Origin of the sequence: Micromonospora sp. WMMD729 (genome assembly GCF_049315225.1) — a bacterium.
Classification (GTDB): domain Bacteria; phylum Actinomycetota; class Actinomycetes; order Mycobacteriales; family Micromonosporaceae; genus Micromonospora.
This window is the reverse complement of the sequence record NZ_CP186059.1, coordinates 2,316,463-2,331,396: the sequence shown is the minus strand read 5'-3', so window position 1 is coordinate 2,331,396 and position 14,934 is coordinate 2,316,463. Positions and strand designations below refer to the sequence as shown.

The window sequence follows — 14,934 nt, the reverse complement described above, 5'->3', positions numbered from 1 at the left end:
AACCACTCGGCAGGTCGGCCGGCCGGCGCGTTCGGCGCCACCTGAGGCGGACAACCACCGACAATGGGTCGACCGACCCAGGGAGAGCTGATGAACCGACCTGTCGTGGTGGGCGTGGACGGTTCGCCGTCCAGTCTCGTCGCCGCGGAGCACGCGGCCCGCGCCGCCCAGCTGCGGTCCCGGTCGCTGCTGGTGGTGCACGGCTACCTGCACGCGCCCCTCAACCCGTACGACCTGATGATGCCGGCGCCGTCCGAGGAGGCGCAGAAGATGGCGCAGGGGGTGGCGACCGACCTCACCGAGCGGTTCCCCGGCCTCGCCGTCGAGGTACGCCTGGTCGCCGGTGGGCCCGGCGCGACGATGGTCGAGGAGTCCCGCCGGGCGGAACTGGTCGTGGTGGGCAGCCGGGGGCTGGGTGGCTTCACCGGCCTGCTGCTCGGCTCGGTGGGCGCGCAGGTCGCCGCGCACGCGCACTGCCCGGTGCTGGTGGTCCGTCCCGAGGGGCGGCCGATCGACGTGGACGGGCCGGTCGTGGTCGGCGTGGACGGCTCCGAGCCGTCGCAGCTCGCCGTCGGTCACGCGGCGGTCGAAGCGACGTTACGCGACGTCCCGTTGGTGCTGGCGCATGTCGGCCCGGCCGGCGGTGACCGGCCGGTGCCGGACGAGATCGAGGAGGAGCAGGCCGCCGAGCAGGCCGAGGCGGTGCGGTTGCTCGCCGACGCGTCCGCCGTCGTCCGGGCCGAGCATCCCGACCTGGTGGTGCGGGAGCACCCGGTCCGGGCGGCCAGCCCAGCCCAGGGGCTCGTCGAGGCCAGCGGCGCGGCGTCGCTGCTGGTCGTCGGCACCCGGGGTCGGGCCGGATTCGCCGGGCTGCTGCTCGGCTCGGTCAGTCAGGCCGCCGTCCACCACGCGCACTGCCCGGTGCTGGTGGCCCACCCGGTCAGTTGACCGGGGTGTCGCCACCTCGGTCGAGCATCTGCAGGAAGTCGGTGGTGAGGGCGAACGGGTCCGCCGGGCCACTGCTGGGCGGCCGGCGTTCGACCTGGTCGGCCAGTTCCCCGGCTGCCCGCCGGATCCGACCGCGCAACGCGCCGTCCGCGGTGCCGTCGGACCAGTCCTCCGGCGCGGCGAACACCGCGGTGGGAACCACCACCGCCCGCAGGTAGCTGAACATCGGGCGGATCGCGTGTTCCAGCGCGAGGGAGTGCCGGGCCGTGCCACCGGTGGCAGCGATGAGCACCGGCCGGTCGACCAGCGAACCCGCGTCGAGGACGTCGAAGAACGACTTGAACAGCCCGTTGTACGAGGCGCTGAAGATCGGGGTGACGGCGATGATGCCGTCCGCCCCGGTCACCGTGTCGATGGCCTCGCGCAGTGCGGCCGGCGGGAACCCGGTGAGCATGTTGTTGACCACGTCGTGGGCGTACTCGCGCAGGTCGATCGCGCGCAGCTCCGCGTCGTGGCCCCGCCGGACCAGCTCGTCGCGGGTCGCCCCGGCGAGCTGGTCGGCGAGCAGCCGGGTGGACGAGGGCTGGCTCAGCCCCGCCGACACCACGGCCAGCGTGCGGCGGGTCATCGGGTCGCCCCCTCCGGCGCCTTGCCCGTCACGTCGTCGACGGCGTGCACGGTGCTGTCCTTCGCACCACCGGCGGCGGCGACCAGCGAGGCGTGGGTGGGCGCCTCCGGGACGTGCACCGGACGCAGGGCCGCGAACTCCTTGCGCAGCACCGGCACGACCTCCTCGCCGAGCAGGTCGAGCTGCTCCAGCACGGTCTTGAGCGGCAGGCCGGCGTGGTCGATCAGGAAGAGCTGCCGCTGGTAGTCGCCGACGTACTCGCGGAAGCCGAGCGTGCGGTCGATGACCTGCTGCGGGCTGCCCACGGTCAGCGGGGTCTCCCGGGTGAACTCCTCCAGCGACGGCCCGTGCCCGTAGACCGGTGCGTTGTCGAAGTACGGCCGGAACTCCTTGACGGCGTCCTGCGAGTTGCGCCGCATGAACACCTGGCCGCCGAGGCCGACGATGGCCTGGTCGGCGGAGCCGTGGCCGTAGTGGGCATACCGCTCGCGGTAGAGGCCGACCATCCGCTGGGTGTGCTCCTTGGGCCAGAAGATGTGGTTGGCGAAGAAGCCGTCGCCGTAGTACGCGGCCTGCTCGGCGATCTCGGGGCTGCGGATCGAGCCGTGCCAGACGAACGGCGGCACGCCGTCGAGCGGACGCGGCGTCGAGGTGAAGGACTGCAACGGCGTACGGTAGCGGCCCTTCCAGTCGACCACGTCCTCACGCCACAACCGGTGCAGCAGGTCGTAGTTCTCGATGGCCAGGGGGATGCCGGCGCGGATGTCCTTGCCGAACCACGGGTACACCGGGCCGGTGTTGCCGCGGCCCATCATCAGGTCCACCCGACCGTCGGACAGGTGCTGGAGCATCGCGTAGTCCTCGGCGATCTTCACCGGGTCGTTGGTGGTGATCAGCGTGGTCGCGGTGGACAGCAGCAGCCGCTCGGTGCGGGCCGCGACGTGACCGAGCATGGTGGTCGGTGACGACGGGACGAACGGCGGGTTGTGGTGCTCACCGGCGGCGAAGACGTCGAGCCCGACCTCTTCGGCCTTCAGTGCGATGGCGACCATCGCCTTGATCCGCTCATGCTCGGTCGGCTCCCGACCGGTGGTCGGATCGACCGTGACGTCACCGACGGTGAAGACTCCGAACTGCATGACCAGCTCCTCGCGTGTCAACCGGGTGCCGTGGTGGTACCCGGACGCAGCTCACAACTTATTTGACGAGTCAACTATTCCATCGGGGGCATGGCCTGCGGTGACGCCGGTCACGTCCGGGAATCACCCCCCGGCCACCGACGGCAGCACCTGCACCTGGGCGCCGTCGCCGACCGGCGTGGCCAGCCCTCCGGAGTGCCGGCAGTCCTCCCCGTCGACGTACACGTTGACGTAGCGGCGCAGCTCCCCGCGCTCGTCGCGGATCCGTCGGGCCAGGCGTGGATGACCGGCGGCCAACTCGTCGAGGACCGCCCCCAGCGTGCCCGCCGCGTCGACGCTCAGCCGGCTCGCGCCGCCGGCCTCGCCGCGCAGCGGGCCGGGCAGCAGCACAGTGACCACTCAGACCACCGCCGCCCGGACGCAGAGCACGTCGGGCAGGTGCGCGGCTACCAGCGACCAGGAGTCGCCCTCGTCCGCGCTGGCGTAGACCTCGCCGGAGCGGGTGCCGAGGTAGACCCCGCCGGGGGTGGCGTCGTCGGCGCACATCGCGTCGCGCAGCACCGCCGGGTAGAACGGGCCCTCGGGCAGACCCACCGACAGCGGCTCCCACTTGCCTCCCGCGTCGGCCGACCGGTACACCCGGCAGCGGTGGTCCGTGGGGTACCGCTCGACGTCGGCGACCAGCGGGAACGTCCACACCATGCCGGGACGCCCGGGATGCGACACCATCGGGAAGCCGAAGTCGCTGGGCAGCCCGTCGGCGATCGACGACCAGGTGCGGCCGTCGTCGTCCGAGCGGTAGACGCCGAAGTGGTTCTGCGCGTAGAGCCGCTCGGGGTTGCCGGCGTCCCGGGCGACCTTGTGCACGCACTGGCCGAACTCCGGCCACTCGTCGGCCAGGCCGGCGGCGCGGATGCCGACATTGCCCGGGGTCCAGCTCGCCCCGGCGTCCTCCGAGCGGTAGACCCCGCCGGTGGACATGGCGACCAGCAGCCGGGCCGGGTCACGCGGGTGCGGCAGCACGGTGTGCACGGCCTGGCCACCGAATCCGGCCTGCCAGTGCGGGCGGTGCGGGTGATCCCAGAGCGCGCGGACCAGCTCGAAGGTGCGGCCACCGTCGGTCGAGCGGAACAGCGCCGACGGCTCGGTGCCGGCCCAGACGACGTCCGGCTCGCCCGGGCCGGCCGGCGTGAGCTGCCAGACCCGCCCCAGGGACGCGCCGGTGTCGGCCGGAAAGGCGACCGGCGCGTGGTCGGGCTCGTCCCAGGAGGCGCCGAGATCGTCGCTGGTCGCGACGGTGGGACCGAAGTGGGAGCTGGTCAGCCCGGCGAGCAGCCGTGGGGTCGCCCGCCGGGTGTCGAGGGCGACAGAGTAGACGCTTGTCCTCGGATGGTGGGGGCCGCTGACTTCCCAGGTGCGCCGGTCGTCGGCGCTGGTGGCAAGGAACAGCCCCTTCGCCGTGCCGATCGCGAGCAGCGTTGCCATGGACGTCCTCCGAACCGTCGGTGGGGCAGGTGGGGTGATTATGGCCACAACCACCGACAAGGTCGCGGTCACCCGCCGCGCGCCGCCCTCACCGCCGGACGCGGGGTACGTGCCGCCGGTACGCGCTGACGGTGGGATCACCGTCGAGCCAGAACCGCCAGGGCAGGTCATGCGCGCCCGTCACACCGACCCGGGGCCCCGCCACCACGGTCTCCGGCGGCACCGACTCGGTTGGCGGCCGCAACCGGACCGCACCATCGGCGAGCAGGTACGCGCCGTACGTCGCGCGGTCGATGCCGAGCGTGGCGCAGAGCCGGGCCGGCCCACGGGCGAGGTCCACGTCGCGCCGCACCGCCGGCCGGCGCTGCCGTGCCGTCTCCAGCCCGTCGACCACCGCGCCGGCGCGCAGCAGCACGGCCGCGGCCTCCCCCTCGTCACCGGTGACCACGTTCATGCACCAGTGCATCCCGTAGGTGAAGTAGACGTAGGCGTGCCCGGCGGGACCGAACATCACCTCGTTGCGGGGCGTGCGGCCCCGGTGGGCGTGCGAGGCGGGATCGCCGGCCGTGCCCGCGTACGCCTCGACCTCGGTGATCCGAACGGTGACGCCTCCGGCGGTCAGACGGCAGCCGAGCAGGCCGCAGGCGGCCGGCAGCAGCGGGCCGGCGAGCAGGTCCGCCAGCTCCGGGAGGTCGGCGTCGGCGTCGGCGTCGGCGTCGGCGTCGGCGTCGGCGTCGGCGTCGGCGTCGGCGGTGCGATCGTCCGGCACGAGGTCCATGCACCGAACGGTACCTACCCCGTCGGACTTTCAACATTCTGTTGACAACATGTCGTTGATGGGGTGTGCTCGGGACATGACGACCCCGGACCTCTTCACGGCGCCCGACCCGGGTCGGGCCCGCGCCCACCGCACCTACGAGGCGCTGCAACGGATCAGCGAGCGGCACGCCGGCTCCGACGCGCGGCGGGGACGCTGGGCCCACCCGTACGTGCTGGACCCGTGGGAGGCCGTCGCCCTGGTCACCGCCCTCGCCGCCGGCGGCGCCGAGCGGGAACCCGCCGAGGAGCCGGTCGACGCGGGCGACCTCACCGCCGCGCTGACGCTGCTCCCCCACGTACGCGCCGAACTGGACGCCCTGGAGGCCGGACTGCTCACCCTCGCCCGCGATCGGGGACTGACCTGGCAGTCCATCGCGTACGGGCTGGGGCTGGGCAGCGCGCAGGCCGCCCGCCAACGCTACGAACGCCTAGCCGCCCGCTCCACCGACCAGACCACCTGATCCCTCGCGCCCGCCCGCCACGCGTCGATCATGAACTCGTGGTGGCCGGCATGAGGAGTGACAACCCCTACGCGAGGCACCACAACTCCATGATCGGCGCGTACGGGCGGCCTCGGGGCGCCGATCTTGCACTTACTGTGGCGACATAAGGGACGTTGCACCGCAACTCGACAACAGAAACTGCAAGATCGGCGCGGAAGAGGGCGGGGGCGCGGGGGCGCGATGAGGGAGGTTTTTGTGGAGCGTGGGGAGATGTTGTCGTACTGCCTGGCCAAGCCGGGGGCGTGGTTGGACCGGCCGTGGGAGGACGACGAGGTGGTGAAGGTGGGCAGCCGGATCTTCGCGTTCCTCGGCAACGCCGACTCCGAGCCCACGGTCGGCGTCAAGTGCGGCGCGAACCGCGAGATCGCCGACGAGTGGCTGCACCGCCACCCCGGCGACGCGCGACCGATGCCGTACATCGGCCGGTCCGGCTGGAACACGCTGCGCCTGGACGGCGGGATCGACCTCGACGAGCTGACCGAGGCGGTCGACTCGTCGTACGACATGGTGGTGGCCAAGCTCCCGAAGCGGGAGCGCCCGACGGCCTGAACCACCGTGGCGCCGACGGCCCGCGCCGACGCCACGGTGACCTCAGCGGGGTACGACCCGCTCGGTGGCCCACTCCCGCCAGCCGGCCAGCCGGTCCGCCGCGGCGGCGAGCTGGTCGGCGACCGGGCCGGGGCCGGTCGAGCCGGGGGTGGTCCGGGCCGCGAGCGCCGAGCGCACCGAGAGCACGTCCCGCACGGACGGGTCGAGGTGTTCGCTGACGGCGGCCAGGTCGGCGTCCGAGACGTCCTCCAGCTCGCACTCGCGGGCCGCGCAGAGCGCCACGAGCCGGCCGGTGATCTCGTGCGCGTCCCGGAACGGCACGTTGCGCCGGACCAGCCAGTCGGCGACCTCGGTGGCGAGCGAGAAGCCCACCGGTGCGGCCGCGACGAGCCGGTCCACCCGGACGGTCATCGTGGAGATCATCCCGGCCAGGGCGGGCAGCAGCAGCTCCAGCGTGTCGACGGCGTCGAACGCGGGCTCCTTGTCCTCCTGCATGTCCCGGTCGTACGTCATGGGCAGACCCTTGAGCATGGTCAGCACCGTCATCAGGCCGCCGACCAGCCGACCGGACTTGCCCCGGGCCAGCTCGGCGATGTCCGCGTTCTTCTTCTGCGGCATGATCGACGAGCCGGTGGCGAACGCGTCGTCCAGCTCCACCCAGCCGAACTCGTGCGACGTCCAGAGCACCACCTCCTCGCCGAGGCGGGACAGGTGCACCCCGATCAGCGCGGTGGTGAAGAGAAACTCGGCCACGAAGTCCCGGTCGGCGACCGCGTCCATCGAGTTGGCGAACGACGTCCGGAAACCCAGCTCCTTGGCGACGGCCACCGGGTCCAGCGGCAACCCGGACCCGGCGAGCGCGCCCGCGCCGAGCGGGCTGATCGCCGTCCGATTGTCCCAGTCGCGCAGCCGCTCCAGGTCGCGCAGCAGCGGCTGCACGTGCGCCAGCAGCCAGTGGCCGAAGGTGACCGGCTGGGCGTGCTGGAGGTGGGTCATGCCGGGCGCGGCGGTGTCGACGTGCCGCTCGGCCTGCTCGACGAGCGCCTCGGCCAGCTCGACGACCCGGCTGGCCACCCCGCGGGCGTGATCCCGCAGGTAGAGCCGCAGGTCGGTGGCGACCTGGTCGTTGCGGGACCGGCCGGCGCGCAGCTTGCCGCCGAGGCTGCCGAGGCGCTCCAGCAGGCCGCGCTCCAGCGCGGTGTGCACGTCCTCGTCGTCGACGGTGGGCCGGAACGTCCCCGACGCGCAGGCCGCCTCCAGGTCGTCCAGGGCCGCCAGGATGCGACCCAGCTCCTCCGGGTCGAGCAGGCCGGCGCCGGCCAGGACCCGGGCGTGCGCCCGGGAACCCGCGATGTCGTACGGGGCGAGGCGCCAGTCGAACTGCACGCTCACCGACAGTCGGGCGAGCGCCTCGGCGGGGCCGCCGGCGAACCGGCCACCCCACAGGCTCGTCCGGTTGGTGCCGGCGCTGTTCTCGGTGAGGCTCTTGTCGTCCACGCCGCCCATTGTGGTACCCATGCTCGTCAGCCACCCATCCGGGCGTCGCGGGCCGCAGCCGTCCGGCTCGGCGTGCCCCACAGTTGCGCGGTCATGGTGCGCTGTTCCCTTCGACGCTGTCTTCCCGGCGGGCCCAACCGGCGAGCTTGTCACCGAGCGCGGCACCGCCGACGGTCTCCCGTGCCACGACGAGAATGGTGTCGTCGCCGGCGATGGTGCCGACGACCTCGGGCAGGCCCGCCCGGTCCAACGCGCTGGCCAGGTACTGTGCCGCGCCCGGCGGGGTCCGCAGCACGGCGATGTTGCCGCTGGCGTCCACCCCGTTGAGCAGTTCGCGCAGCAGCCGGATCAGCCGGGCCGGCGCGGCCTCGGCGTCGCGCAGCGGGCGCTTGCCGTCCTCGGGGATCAGGTAGACGGCCGGGCCGTCGCCGCCGCGCACCTTGACCGCGCCCAACTCCTCCAGGTCACGCGACAGGGTCGCCTGGGTGACCCCGACCCCGTCGGCGGCGAGCAGGTCGGCCAGTTCGGTCTGCGAGCGTACCGGCCGGTCCCGGATCAGCTCGACGATCCGGGCGTGCCGCGCGGCGCGGGTCAGCGGAGCGGTCATCGTCGCTCCCCGGAGACCGTCAGGAGGAACGTGAGCAGCGCCTTCTGGGCGTGCAGCCGATTCTCCGCCTGGTCGAACACCGCGCTCCGCGGACCGTCGAGCACCTCGTCGGTGATCTCCTCGCCCCGGTGGGCGGGCAGGCAGTGCAGCACGATCGCGTCCGGTGCGGCGTGGTCGAGCAGTTCCTTGTTGACCTGGTACGGCAGGAACGGGGTGACCCGGTCCAGCCCGTCGGTCTCCTGACCCATCGACGTCCAGGCGTCGGTCGCCACCACGTCGGCGTCCCGGACCGCCTGCACCGGGTCGGTCAGCACCCGTGCCGACCCGCCGGTGCCGGCGGCGATCTCGGTGGCCCTCGCCACCACCGCCGGGTCCGGCGCGAACCCGGCCGGGCCGGCGATCCGCACGTGCATCCCGGCCATCGCACCGGCCAGCAGGTACGACTGCGCCATGTTGTTCGCGCCGTCGCCCACGTAGGTCAGCGTCCGGCCGGTCGTGCCGCCGCACCGCTCCCGGACGGTCAGCAGGTCGGCCAGCAACTGGCAGGGGTGGAAGCCGTCGGTGAGCGCGTTGACCACCGGTACGGTCGCGCCGCTGGCGACCTCGGCGATCCGGTCGTCGCCGTGGGTCCGCAGGACGATGGCCGCGACGTAGCGGGACAGCACCCGGCCCGCGTCGGCGAGCGTCTCGCCCCGGCCGAAGTGGGTGACCTGGGTGTCCACCACCAGCGGATGCCCGCCCAGCTCGGCGATGCCGGCGTCGAACGAGATCCGGGTCCGCAGGCTCTGCTTGTCGAAGAGCACCGCCACCGAGCGGGGGCCGGCCAGCGGCTGGTGGCCGAACCGGTCGGCCTTCATCCGGGCCGCCAGGTCGAGCACGCTCGACTGCTCGGCGGGCGTCAGGTCGTCGTCGCGCAGGAAGTGCCGGATCATGCGATCGTCCTCGTCGTGGTGGGCTGGGTGGAGGATACGGGCGTCGCGGGGGCGCTCGCACCGGCCGCCGCCGGGACCGCCGCGTCGAGGGCCGCCGGAAGCGCGGCCAGGAACGCGTCGACCTGCTCGGGGCTGAGGATCAACGGCGGGGCGAGCCGGAGTACGCCCGGCTGCACCGGATTGGTCAGGAAGCCGGCCTCCCGCAACGCCTCGGCCAGGACCGTCGCCACCGGCGCGGCGAGCACCACGCCGAGCAGCAGCCCGGCCCCGCGTACACCCGCGACGAGTGGGTGCTCCAGTGCCTCGATGCCACGACGCAGCCGTTCGCCGACCCGCTTGACGTGGTCGAGCAGCCCCTCGTTGGCGATGGTCGCCACCACGGCGAGGGCGGCGGCGCAGCTCACCGGGTTGCCGCCGAAGGTCGTACCGTGCGAACCGGGGGTGAGCAGGTCGGCGGCCCGACCGAAGGCGAGCGTCGCGCCCAGCGGCAGCCCGCCGCCCAGGCCCTTGGCCAGGGTCACCACGTCGGGTTCCACGCCCTCGGCCTGGTGCGCGAACCAGTGCCCGGTCCGGCCGACGCCGGTCTGCACCTCGTCGAGCACCAGCAACGCCCCGTGCCGGGCGGTGATCCGCCGAGCCGCCGTCAGGTAGCCGGGCGGCGGTACGACCACACCGTTCTCACCCTGGATGGGCTCCAGGATCACCATCGCGGTGGCGTCGGTGACCGCCGCCTCAAGGGCGCTCACGTCGCCGTAGTCGACGTGGGTCACCTCGCCGGGCAGCGGGCGGAACGGGTCCGCCTTGGCCGGTTGACCGGTCAGCGCGAGGGCGCCCATGGTGCGACCGTGGAAGCCGCCGTTGGTGGCGACCACGTGACTGCGCCCGGTGCGCCGGGACAGCTTGAAGGCGGCCTCGTTCGCCTCCGCGCCGGAGTTGGCGAAGAAGACCCGGCCGGGTCGGCCGGCGAGCGCCAGCAGCAGCTCCGCGAGAGCCACCGGCGGCTCGGCCACGAAGAGGTTGGAGACGTGCCCGAGCGTGGCCACCTGCTTCGACACGGCGGCCACCACCGCCGGATGGGCGTGCCCGAGGGAGTTCACCGCGATCCCGCCGACCAGGTCCACGTACTCGCGGCCCGCCTCGTCGACGACCACGGCGCCCGCGCCGGAGACCAGCGCCAACGGCGGCGTGCCGTAGTTGTCCATCATGGACTGCGTCCAGCGCTGCACCAGGCTGCTCATGCCCCGACCGTCCCGTCCTGCGGCACCACCATCGTTCCGAACCCTTCCGACGTGAACACCTCGAGCAACGTGGAGTGCGCCACCCGGCCGTCGACGACGTGCGCGGCGGGCACACCGCCCCGCACGGCCCGCAGGCAGGCCTCCATCTTCGGCACCATCCCCGACTCCAGGCGCGGCAGCAGCTTGGCCAGGTCGTCCGCGGTGATCTCGGAGACCAGGCTGCTGGTGTCCGGCCAGTCCGCGTACAGGCCGGCCACGTCGGTGAGGACGACCAGCTTGCGGGCTCGCAGCGCGACGGCGAGCGCGGCGGCGGCGGTGTCCGCGTTGAGGTTGTGCAGGACCCCGTCGGCGTCCGGCGCGACCGTCGAGATCACCGGAATCCGGCCGGCGTCGATCAGGTCGGTCACCGCCGAGGTGTCCACCGACTCGACGTCGCCGACCTGGCCGACGTCGACCGGTTCCCCGTCCACGTACGCCGACCGGCGCACCGCCGTGAACAGCCGCGCGTCCTCGCCGGAGAGGCCGACGGCGTACGGGCCGTGCGAGTTGATCAGCCCGACCAGTTCCCGGCCGACCTGTCCGACGAGCACCATCCGGACCACGTCCATCGCCTCGGCGGTCGTCACCCGCAGGCCGCCGCGGAACTCACTGGCGATGCCGAGCCGACCCAGCATGGCCGAGATCTGCGGACCGCCGCCGTGCACCACGACCGGCTTCAGGCCGGCGTAGCGCAGGAACACCATGTCGGCCGCGAACGCCCGTTGCAACTCCGGCTCGGTCATGGCGTTGCCGCCGTACTTGACGACGACGGTGGAGCCGGAGAAACGCGCCAGCCAGGGCAGCGCCTCGATCAGCGTCTCCGCCTTCGCCTGCGCCCTGGTGAGATCACTGGTGAGATTCACAGTACCGGCCTTTCGCTGCGTTCCTCGCGCTCACGTTGAGTAGGCCGAGTTCTCGTGCACGTACGCGTGGGACAGGTCGTTGGTCCAGATCGTGGCCGTCGCATCGCCCGCGTGCAGGTCGATCCGGATCGTCACGTCCCGCCCGGTCAGGTCGACCTTCGAGCGGTCCTCGCCGGCGGACCCGCCCCGGCACACCCACACCCCGTTGACGGCCACGTCCACCTCGTCCGGCTCGAACGCGGCGGACGTGGTGCCGACGGCGGCCAGGATCCGACCCCAGTTCGGGTCGTTGCCGAACAACGCCGTCTTGACCAGGTTGCTGCGAGCCACCGAGCGACCCACCTCGACCCCGTCGTCCTCGCTCGCCGCCCCCACGACGTCGATGGCGACCTGCTTGGTGGCCCCCTCCGCGTCGGCGATGAGCTGCTGCGCCAGGTCGTGACAGGCCGAGGTGACAGCGGCGGCCAGCTCGGCGGGGGTGGGCTCGATGCCACTGGCGCCGCTGGACAGCAGGAGCACGGTGTCGTTGGTGGACATACAGCCGTCGGAGTCGACCCGGTCGAAGGTCACCCGGGTGGCCGCGCGCAGCGCCTCGTCCAGCGCCGCCGGCCCGGCCACCGCGTCGGTGGTGAGCACGCAGAGCATGGTGGCCATCCCGGGCGCGAGCATCCCGGCGCCCTTGGCCATCCCACCCACGGTCCAGCCGCTACCCCGCGCCACCGTCGTCTTCGGCCTGGTGTCCGTCGTCATGATGGCCTCGGCGGCGGCCGGGCCGCCGTCGCGCGACAGCTCCCGGATCGCGGTACGGACACCCGGCAGCAACTTCTCCATCGGCAGCCGCGCACCGATCAGGCCGGTGGAGCAGACCGCCACCTCGCCGGCCCCGAGGAGCAGCCGCGGGCTGACCGCGCTCAGCGCCGAGGCGGTGTGCTCCGCCGTGGCGTGCGTGTCCTGGAAACCGGCCGGGCCGGTGCAGGCGTTCGCGCCACCGGAATTGAGCACCACGGCGCGGACCACGCCGCCCTGCACGACCTGCTGGCTCCAGAGCACCGGCGCGGCCTTGACCCGGTTGGTGGTGAAGACACCGGCGACACCGGCGTCCGGGCCGTCGTTGACCACCAACGCGACGTCCGCGCCACCGCTGGCCTTCAACCCGGCGGCCACCCCGGCCGCCCGGAACCCCCGAGGGGCGGTGACACTCACGGACTGACTCCCCAGATGGACAGGCCCGTCGTCTCCGGCAGGCCGAGCATCAGGTTGGCGTTCTGCACGGCCTGGCCGGCGGCGCCCTTGCCCAGGTTGTCCAGCGCGCTGAGCACGATCAGCCGACCGGAGTCGACGTCGACGGTCGCCTGCAGGTGACACGAGTTGGAGCCCAGCGTGGCGGCCGTGTGCGGCCAGCGCCCCTCCGGCAGCACCTGCACGAACGGCGCGTCGGCGTACGCCTGCGCCAGCACCTGCTGCGGGTCGACGCCGCGGGCCGGCACGGCGGTGACCGTGGCGAGGATGCCGCGTGGCATCGGCGCGAGGACCGGGGTGAACGACAGGCCGGTGGCACCGGAGGCCTGCTTGATCTCGGGCACATGCTGGTGGGTGCCGACCCGGTACGGCGACAGGTCGCCCAGCACCTCGCTGGCCAGCAGGTGCGGCTTCGTCGCCCGGCCCGCTCCGGACGTTCCCGAGGCGGCGACCACCACCACGTCGGCGGGGCTGGCCGCACCGTCGGCGATCAACGGCGCGAGAGCCAGGGTGATCGCGGCGGCGTAGCAGCCCGTGTTCGCGACCCGGGTGGAGCCGGCGATCAGCTCCCGCTGGCCGGGCAGCTCGGGCAGGCCGTACGTCCACTGGCCGGCGTGCGTGCCGCCGTAGTACTGCGCCCAGGCGTACGGATCGGCGAGCCGGTGGTCGGCGCCCAGGTCGACGACGCGCACCTCGGGTGGGAGCTGGGCCGCGAGAGCCGCCGACTCACCGTGCGGCAGCGCCAGGAAGACCAGGTCGGCGTCGGCGAGGGTCGACGGGTCGGTCTCGCCGAGCACCAGGTCGAGCCCGGTGAGCTGCGGATGCACCACGTCGACGCGGTGCCCGGCCTGGCGGTGCGCGGTGGCGGCGACCAGGTCGAACTCCGGGTGCCCGGCGACCAGACGCAGCAGCTCGCCACCGGCGTACCCGCTCGCTCCGGCGACCGCGACTCGAATCCCCATACCCACCTCCGCATGACTATGCAGCGAAGATTAACAAGGATGACTCGCGGGTGCAAGTTCATGCAGAGCAGTGCATGCTAATGAGGGGCCGGACCGCGCGGTGACACTCTCAGTTCTACCAAGCGGGCGGCCCGGTCCTCCAGGTGTGCCCGCGGGCGGAGCTGGGCGGTGCGCCACCGCCCAGCTCGCCACACTCCCGGAGCCGGTCAGACCCCGCCACTGCTTCCGATCGTGATCCCCCAGCGGGCCATGACCTCGTAGATGTTGACGTGGAACGTCTCGCGCCAGCACTGCCGGCCGGAACTCTGCACGCCCTGACAGGGCCCTGCGGTGTCCGGTGATCCGCCGGTGATGACCCCTCGACCGTAGATCGCGGTACCGCCGCTGACCGACACCGCCTGCGCGATCGGACCACCACTGTCGCCCTGCCCGATCGACGCGACGCCGTCCGTGTTCACGGTGTAGAAACCCGGACCCACGGTTCCCACGCCTTCGAGGTTGATGTACTTGTTGACGGCCTGCACCTGCACGACCGAGGCGCCGGAGTGCGAACCCGAGGAGAAGACCCACGAGTTCAACGCCGGGTTTCCCGCACCGTAGATCGGCACGCCCTGGTTGGACTGGTAGTCACCGACGTACATGTTGCCCTCGTAGTAGCTGCCCGTGATCAGCATGGAGTCGATGGACGCCTGGCCGGCGTTGGAGTTTCCGACGATCCATCCGTTACCCGGCGACTTCCACTCGGTGTTCTTCCCGCAGTGGTACGAGGTCACCATGACGTCCGTACCGCTGGTTGTCTTCCCCGCGAAGGCCGTGCTGCAGCGGACCACGTTCCCGCTGCCGACGGGGCGCTGGATGGCGTTGCCACTCCAGTACGGCACCACATCCGTCCACCGGCTCGCCGGCTCGGTCCGCGCGGACGTGGTGACCGTCAACGGGATGGTGCTGGCAAGGTCGGCGGATGCGCGGAAGCCGCTGACGGCTTCGCGGTCCACGGCGACCGTCAGCCCACGGAAGTCGTCGCGTGGCCCCACCGACGCCACCGTCGACTGGTTCTCCTGGGCTATCCGTCGTGCCTCACGGTCGAGTTCGGCGAGCGAGTACGGCACCGCGACGGTCCCGAGTCGGACCCCCTCGGCCATGGTCAGGCCCTTGATGAAGGCAGCCGGCGGGGCCCCCTTCCAGTAGAGCGTCACCTGCCGGGCCGCGACGTCGACAGCGACGCCGGTGAAGCCCGAGAGCCGCTGCTTCGCGACCCGCTGCTGGATCTGGTCGGCCAGCGCGACGAGCGGCGCCTGCGCTCGTTCCAGATCGCTCGCGCCGAGCCTGTCGAGGTTGACCAGGTGCCGCGAATCGTTCGGCTCCGGGACGGCCGCGGCAGGCGAGGGTGTTGCCCCCAGCGTGAGGGCACCCACCTGCAGCAGGGCCAGTAGGAGGTAGGAACGTCCTGACGGACGACGCGTCATGTCCGGAGGTCCTTTCTTCG

16 protein-coding genes are annotated in these 14,934 nt (G+C 72.7%); 3 read left to right on the top strand and 13 right to left on the bottom strand.

Annotated elements, in window-relative coordinates:
* Positions 1-90: 90 nt before the first annotated feature.
* The gene (locus tag ACN263_RS10745) at positions 91-948 is read left to right on the top strand and encodes a universal stress protein (RefSeq protein ID WP_422739651.1); all 858 of its coding nucleotides are present in this window, start codon (positions 91-93) and stop codon (positions 946-948) included.
* Here ACN263_RS10745 and ACN263_RS10740 read toward each other — a convergent pair.
* From ACN263_RS10740 to ACN263_RS10720, 5 genes are all read right to left on the bottom strand, one after another.
* Complete coding sequence (locus ACN263_RS10740; RefSeq protein WP_422739650.1) at positions 941-1,576, bottom strand: FMN reductase; 636 nt, start codon at positions 1,574-1,576, stop codon at positions 941-943. The two genes, ACN263_RS10745 and ACN263_RS10740, sit on opposite strands and share 8 nt — an antisense overlap.
* Positions 1,573-2,715 carry an LLM class flavin-dependent oxidoreductase gene (locus ACN263_RS10735; protein ID WP_422739649.1) on the bottom strand — a complete coding sequence of 381 codons (1,143 nt, stop codon included), beginning with the start codon at positions 2,713-2,715 and terminating at the stop codon, positions 1,573-1,575. Before ACN263_RS10735 ends, ACN263_RS10740 begins: the two co-directional genes overlap by 4 nt.
* A gap of 123 nt (positions 2,716-2,838) precedes the next feature.
* Positions 2,839-3,114 (bottom strand): ubiquitin-like small modifier protein 1, encoded by a 276-nt coding sequence (locus ACN263_RS10730; RefSeq protein ID WP_422739648.1) that lies wholly within the window; start codon positions 3,112-3,114, stop codon positions 2,839-2,841.
* Positions 3,115-4,200 carry a WD40/YVTN/BNR-like repeat-containing protein gene (locus tag ACN263_RS10725; protein ID WP_422739647.1) on the bottom strand — a complete coding sequence of 362 codons (1,086 nt, stop codon included), beginning with the start codon at positions 4,198-4,200 and terminating at the stop codon, positions 3,115-3,117.
* A gap of 88 nt (positions 4,201-4,288) precedes the next feature.
* Positions 4,289-4,978, bottom strand: a complete 690-nt coding sequence (locus ACN263_RS10720; protein WP_422739646.1) for a DNA-3-methyladenine glycosylase — start codon at positions 4,976-4,978, stop codon at positions 4,289-4,291.
* A 76-nt stretch (positions 4,979-5,054) separates the two neighbouring features.
* Between ACN263_RS10720 and ACN263_RS10715 the strand changes: the two genes are divergently transcribed.
* Both ACN263_RS10715 and ACN263_RS10710 read left to right on the top strand, forming a co-directional pair.
* Positions 5,055-5,480, top strand: a complete 426-nt coding sequence (locus ACN263_RS10715) for a DNA-binding protein (protein ID WP_422739645.1) — start codon at positions 5,055-5,057, stop codon at positions 5,478-5,480.
* Positions 5,481-5,717: 237 nt separating this feature from the next.
* Positions 5,718-6,071 (top strand): MmcQ/YjbR family DNA-binding protein, encoded by a 354-nt coding sequence (locus ACN263_RS10710; RefSeq protein ID WP_422739644.1) that lies wholly within the window; start codon positions 5,718-5,720, stop codon positions 6,069-6,071.
* Positions 6,072-6,113: 42 nt separating this feature from the next.
* Here the strand turns inward: ACN263_RS10710 and argH are convergent, their stop codons facing one another.
* The 8 genes from argH to ACN263_RS10670 all read right to left on the bottom strand — a co-directional run bounded on the left by argH (position 6,114) and on the right by ACN263_RS10670 (position 14,914).
* Entirely contained in the window at positions 6,114-7,577 is a 1,464-nt protein-coding gene (gene argH, locus ACN263_RS10705; protein WP_422740668.1) for an argininosuccinate lyase, read from the bottom strand.
* 82 nt (positions 7,578-7,659) lie between these two features.
* Complete coding sequence (locus ACN263_RS10700; RefSeq protein WP_422739643.1) at positions 7,660-8,175, bottom strand: arginine repressor; 516 nt, start codon at positions 8,173-8,175, stop codon at positions 7,660-7,662.
* The gene (gene argF / locus ACN263_RS10695) at positions 8,172-9,107 is read right to left on the bottom strand and encodes an ornithine carbamoyltransferase (protein WP_422739642.1); all 936 of its coding nucleotides are present in this window, start codon (positions 9,105-9,107) and stop codon (positions 8,172-8,174) included. The genes ACN263_RS10700 and argF overlap by 4 nt, the downstream gene beginning before the upstream one ends.
* Positions 9,104-10,345, bottom strand: coding sequence for an acetylornithine transaminase (locus tag ACN263_RS10690; RefSeq protein ID WP_422739641.1), 1,242 nt, complete (start codon positions 10,343-10,345; stop codon positions 9,104-9,106). The genes argF and ACN263_RS10690 overlap by 4 nt, the downstream gene beginning before the upstream one ends.
* Positions 10,342-11,247, bottom strand: coding sequence for an acetylglutamate kinase (gene argB / locus ACN263_RS10685; RefSeq protein ID WP_422739640.1), 906 nt, complete (start codon positions 11,245-11,247; stop codon positions 10,342-10,344). Before argB ends, ACN263_RS10690 begins: the two co-directional genes overlap by 4 nt.
* A 30-nt stretch (positions 11,248-11,277) precedes the next feature.
* Entirely contained in the window at positions 11,278-12,450 is a 1,173-nt protein-coding gene (argJ, locus tag ACN263_RS10680; RefSeq protein WP_422739639.1) for a bifunctional glutamate N-acetyltransferase/amino-acid acetyltransferase ArgJ, read from the bottom strand.
* A complete protein-coding gene (argC, locus tag ACN263_RS10675; RefSeq protein ID WP_422739638.1) occupies positions 12,447-13,448 on the bottom strand; it encodes an N-acetyl-gamma-glutamyl-phosphate reductase in 1,002 nt (333 codons plus the stop codon). Before argC ends, argJ begins: the two co-directional genes overlap by 4 nt.
* A gap of 206 nt (positions 13,449-13,654) precedes the next feature.
* Entirely contained in the window at positions 13,655-14,914 is a 1,260-nt protein-coding gene (locus ACN263_RS10670; protein WP_422739637.1) for a hypothetical protein, read from the bottom strand.
* Between the last annotated feature and the right edge of the window lie 20 nt (positions 14,915-14,934).

Coding starts and splice junctions, on each gene's coding strand:
- ACN263_RS10745 (WP_422739651.1), top strand. CDS start 91: ATGAACCGACCTGTCGTGGTGGGCGTGGACGGTTCGCCGTCCAGTCTC.
- ACN263_RS10740 (WP_422739650.1), bottom strand. CDS start 1,576: ATGACCCGCCGCACGCTGGCCGTGGTGTCGGCGGGGCTGAGCCAGCCC.
- ACN263_RS10735 (WP_422739649.1), bottom strand. CDS start 2,715: ATGCAGTTCGGAGTCTTCACCGTCGGTGACGTCACGGTCGATCCGACC.
- ACN263_RS10725 (WP_422739647.1), bottom strand. CDS start 4,200: ATGGCAACGCTGCTCGCGATCGGCACGGCGAAGGGGCTGTTCCTTGCC.
- ACN263_RS10720 (WP_422739646.1), bottom strand. CDS start 4,978: ATGGACCTCGTGCCGGACGATCGCACCGCCGACGCCGACGCCGACGCC.
- ACN263_RS10715 (WP_422739645.1), top strand. CDS start 5,055: ATGACGACCCCGGACCTCTTCACGGCGCCCGACCCGGGTCGGGCCCGC.
- argH (WP_422740668.1), bottom strand. CDS start 7,577: ATGGGCGGCGTGGACGACAAGAGCCTCACCGAGAACAGCGCCGGCACC.
- ACN263_RS10700 (WP_422739643.1), bottom strand. CDS start 8,175: ATGACCGCTCCGCTGACCCGCGCCGCGCGGCACGCCCGGATCGTCGAG.
- argF (WP_422739642.1), bottom strand. CDS start 9,107: ATGATCCGGCACTTCCTGCGCGACGACGACCTGACGCCCGCCGAGCAG.
- ACN263_RS10690 (WP_422739641.1), bottom strand. CDS start 10,345: ATGAGCAGCCTGGTGCAGCGCTGGACGCAGTCCATGATGGACAACTAC.
- argC (WP_422739638.1), bottom strand. CDS start 13,448: ATGGGGATTCGAGTCGCGGTCGCCGGAGCGAGCGGGTACGCCGGTGGC.
- ACN263_RS10670 (WP_422739637.1), bottom strand. CDS start 14,914: ATGACGCGTCGTCCGTCAGGACGTTCCTACCTCCTACTGGCCCTGCTG.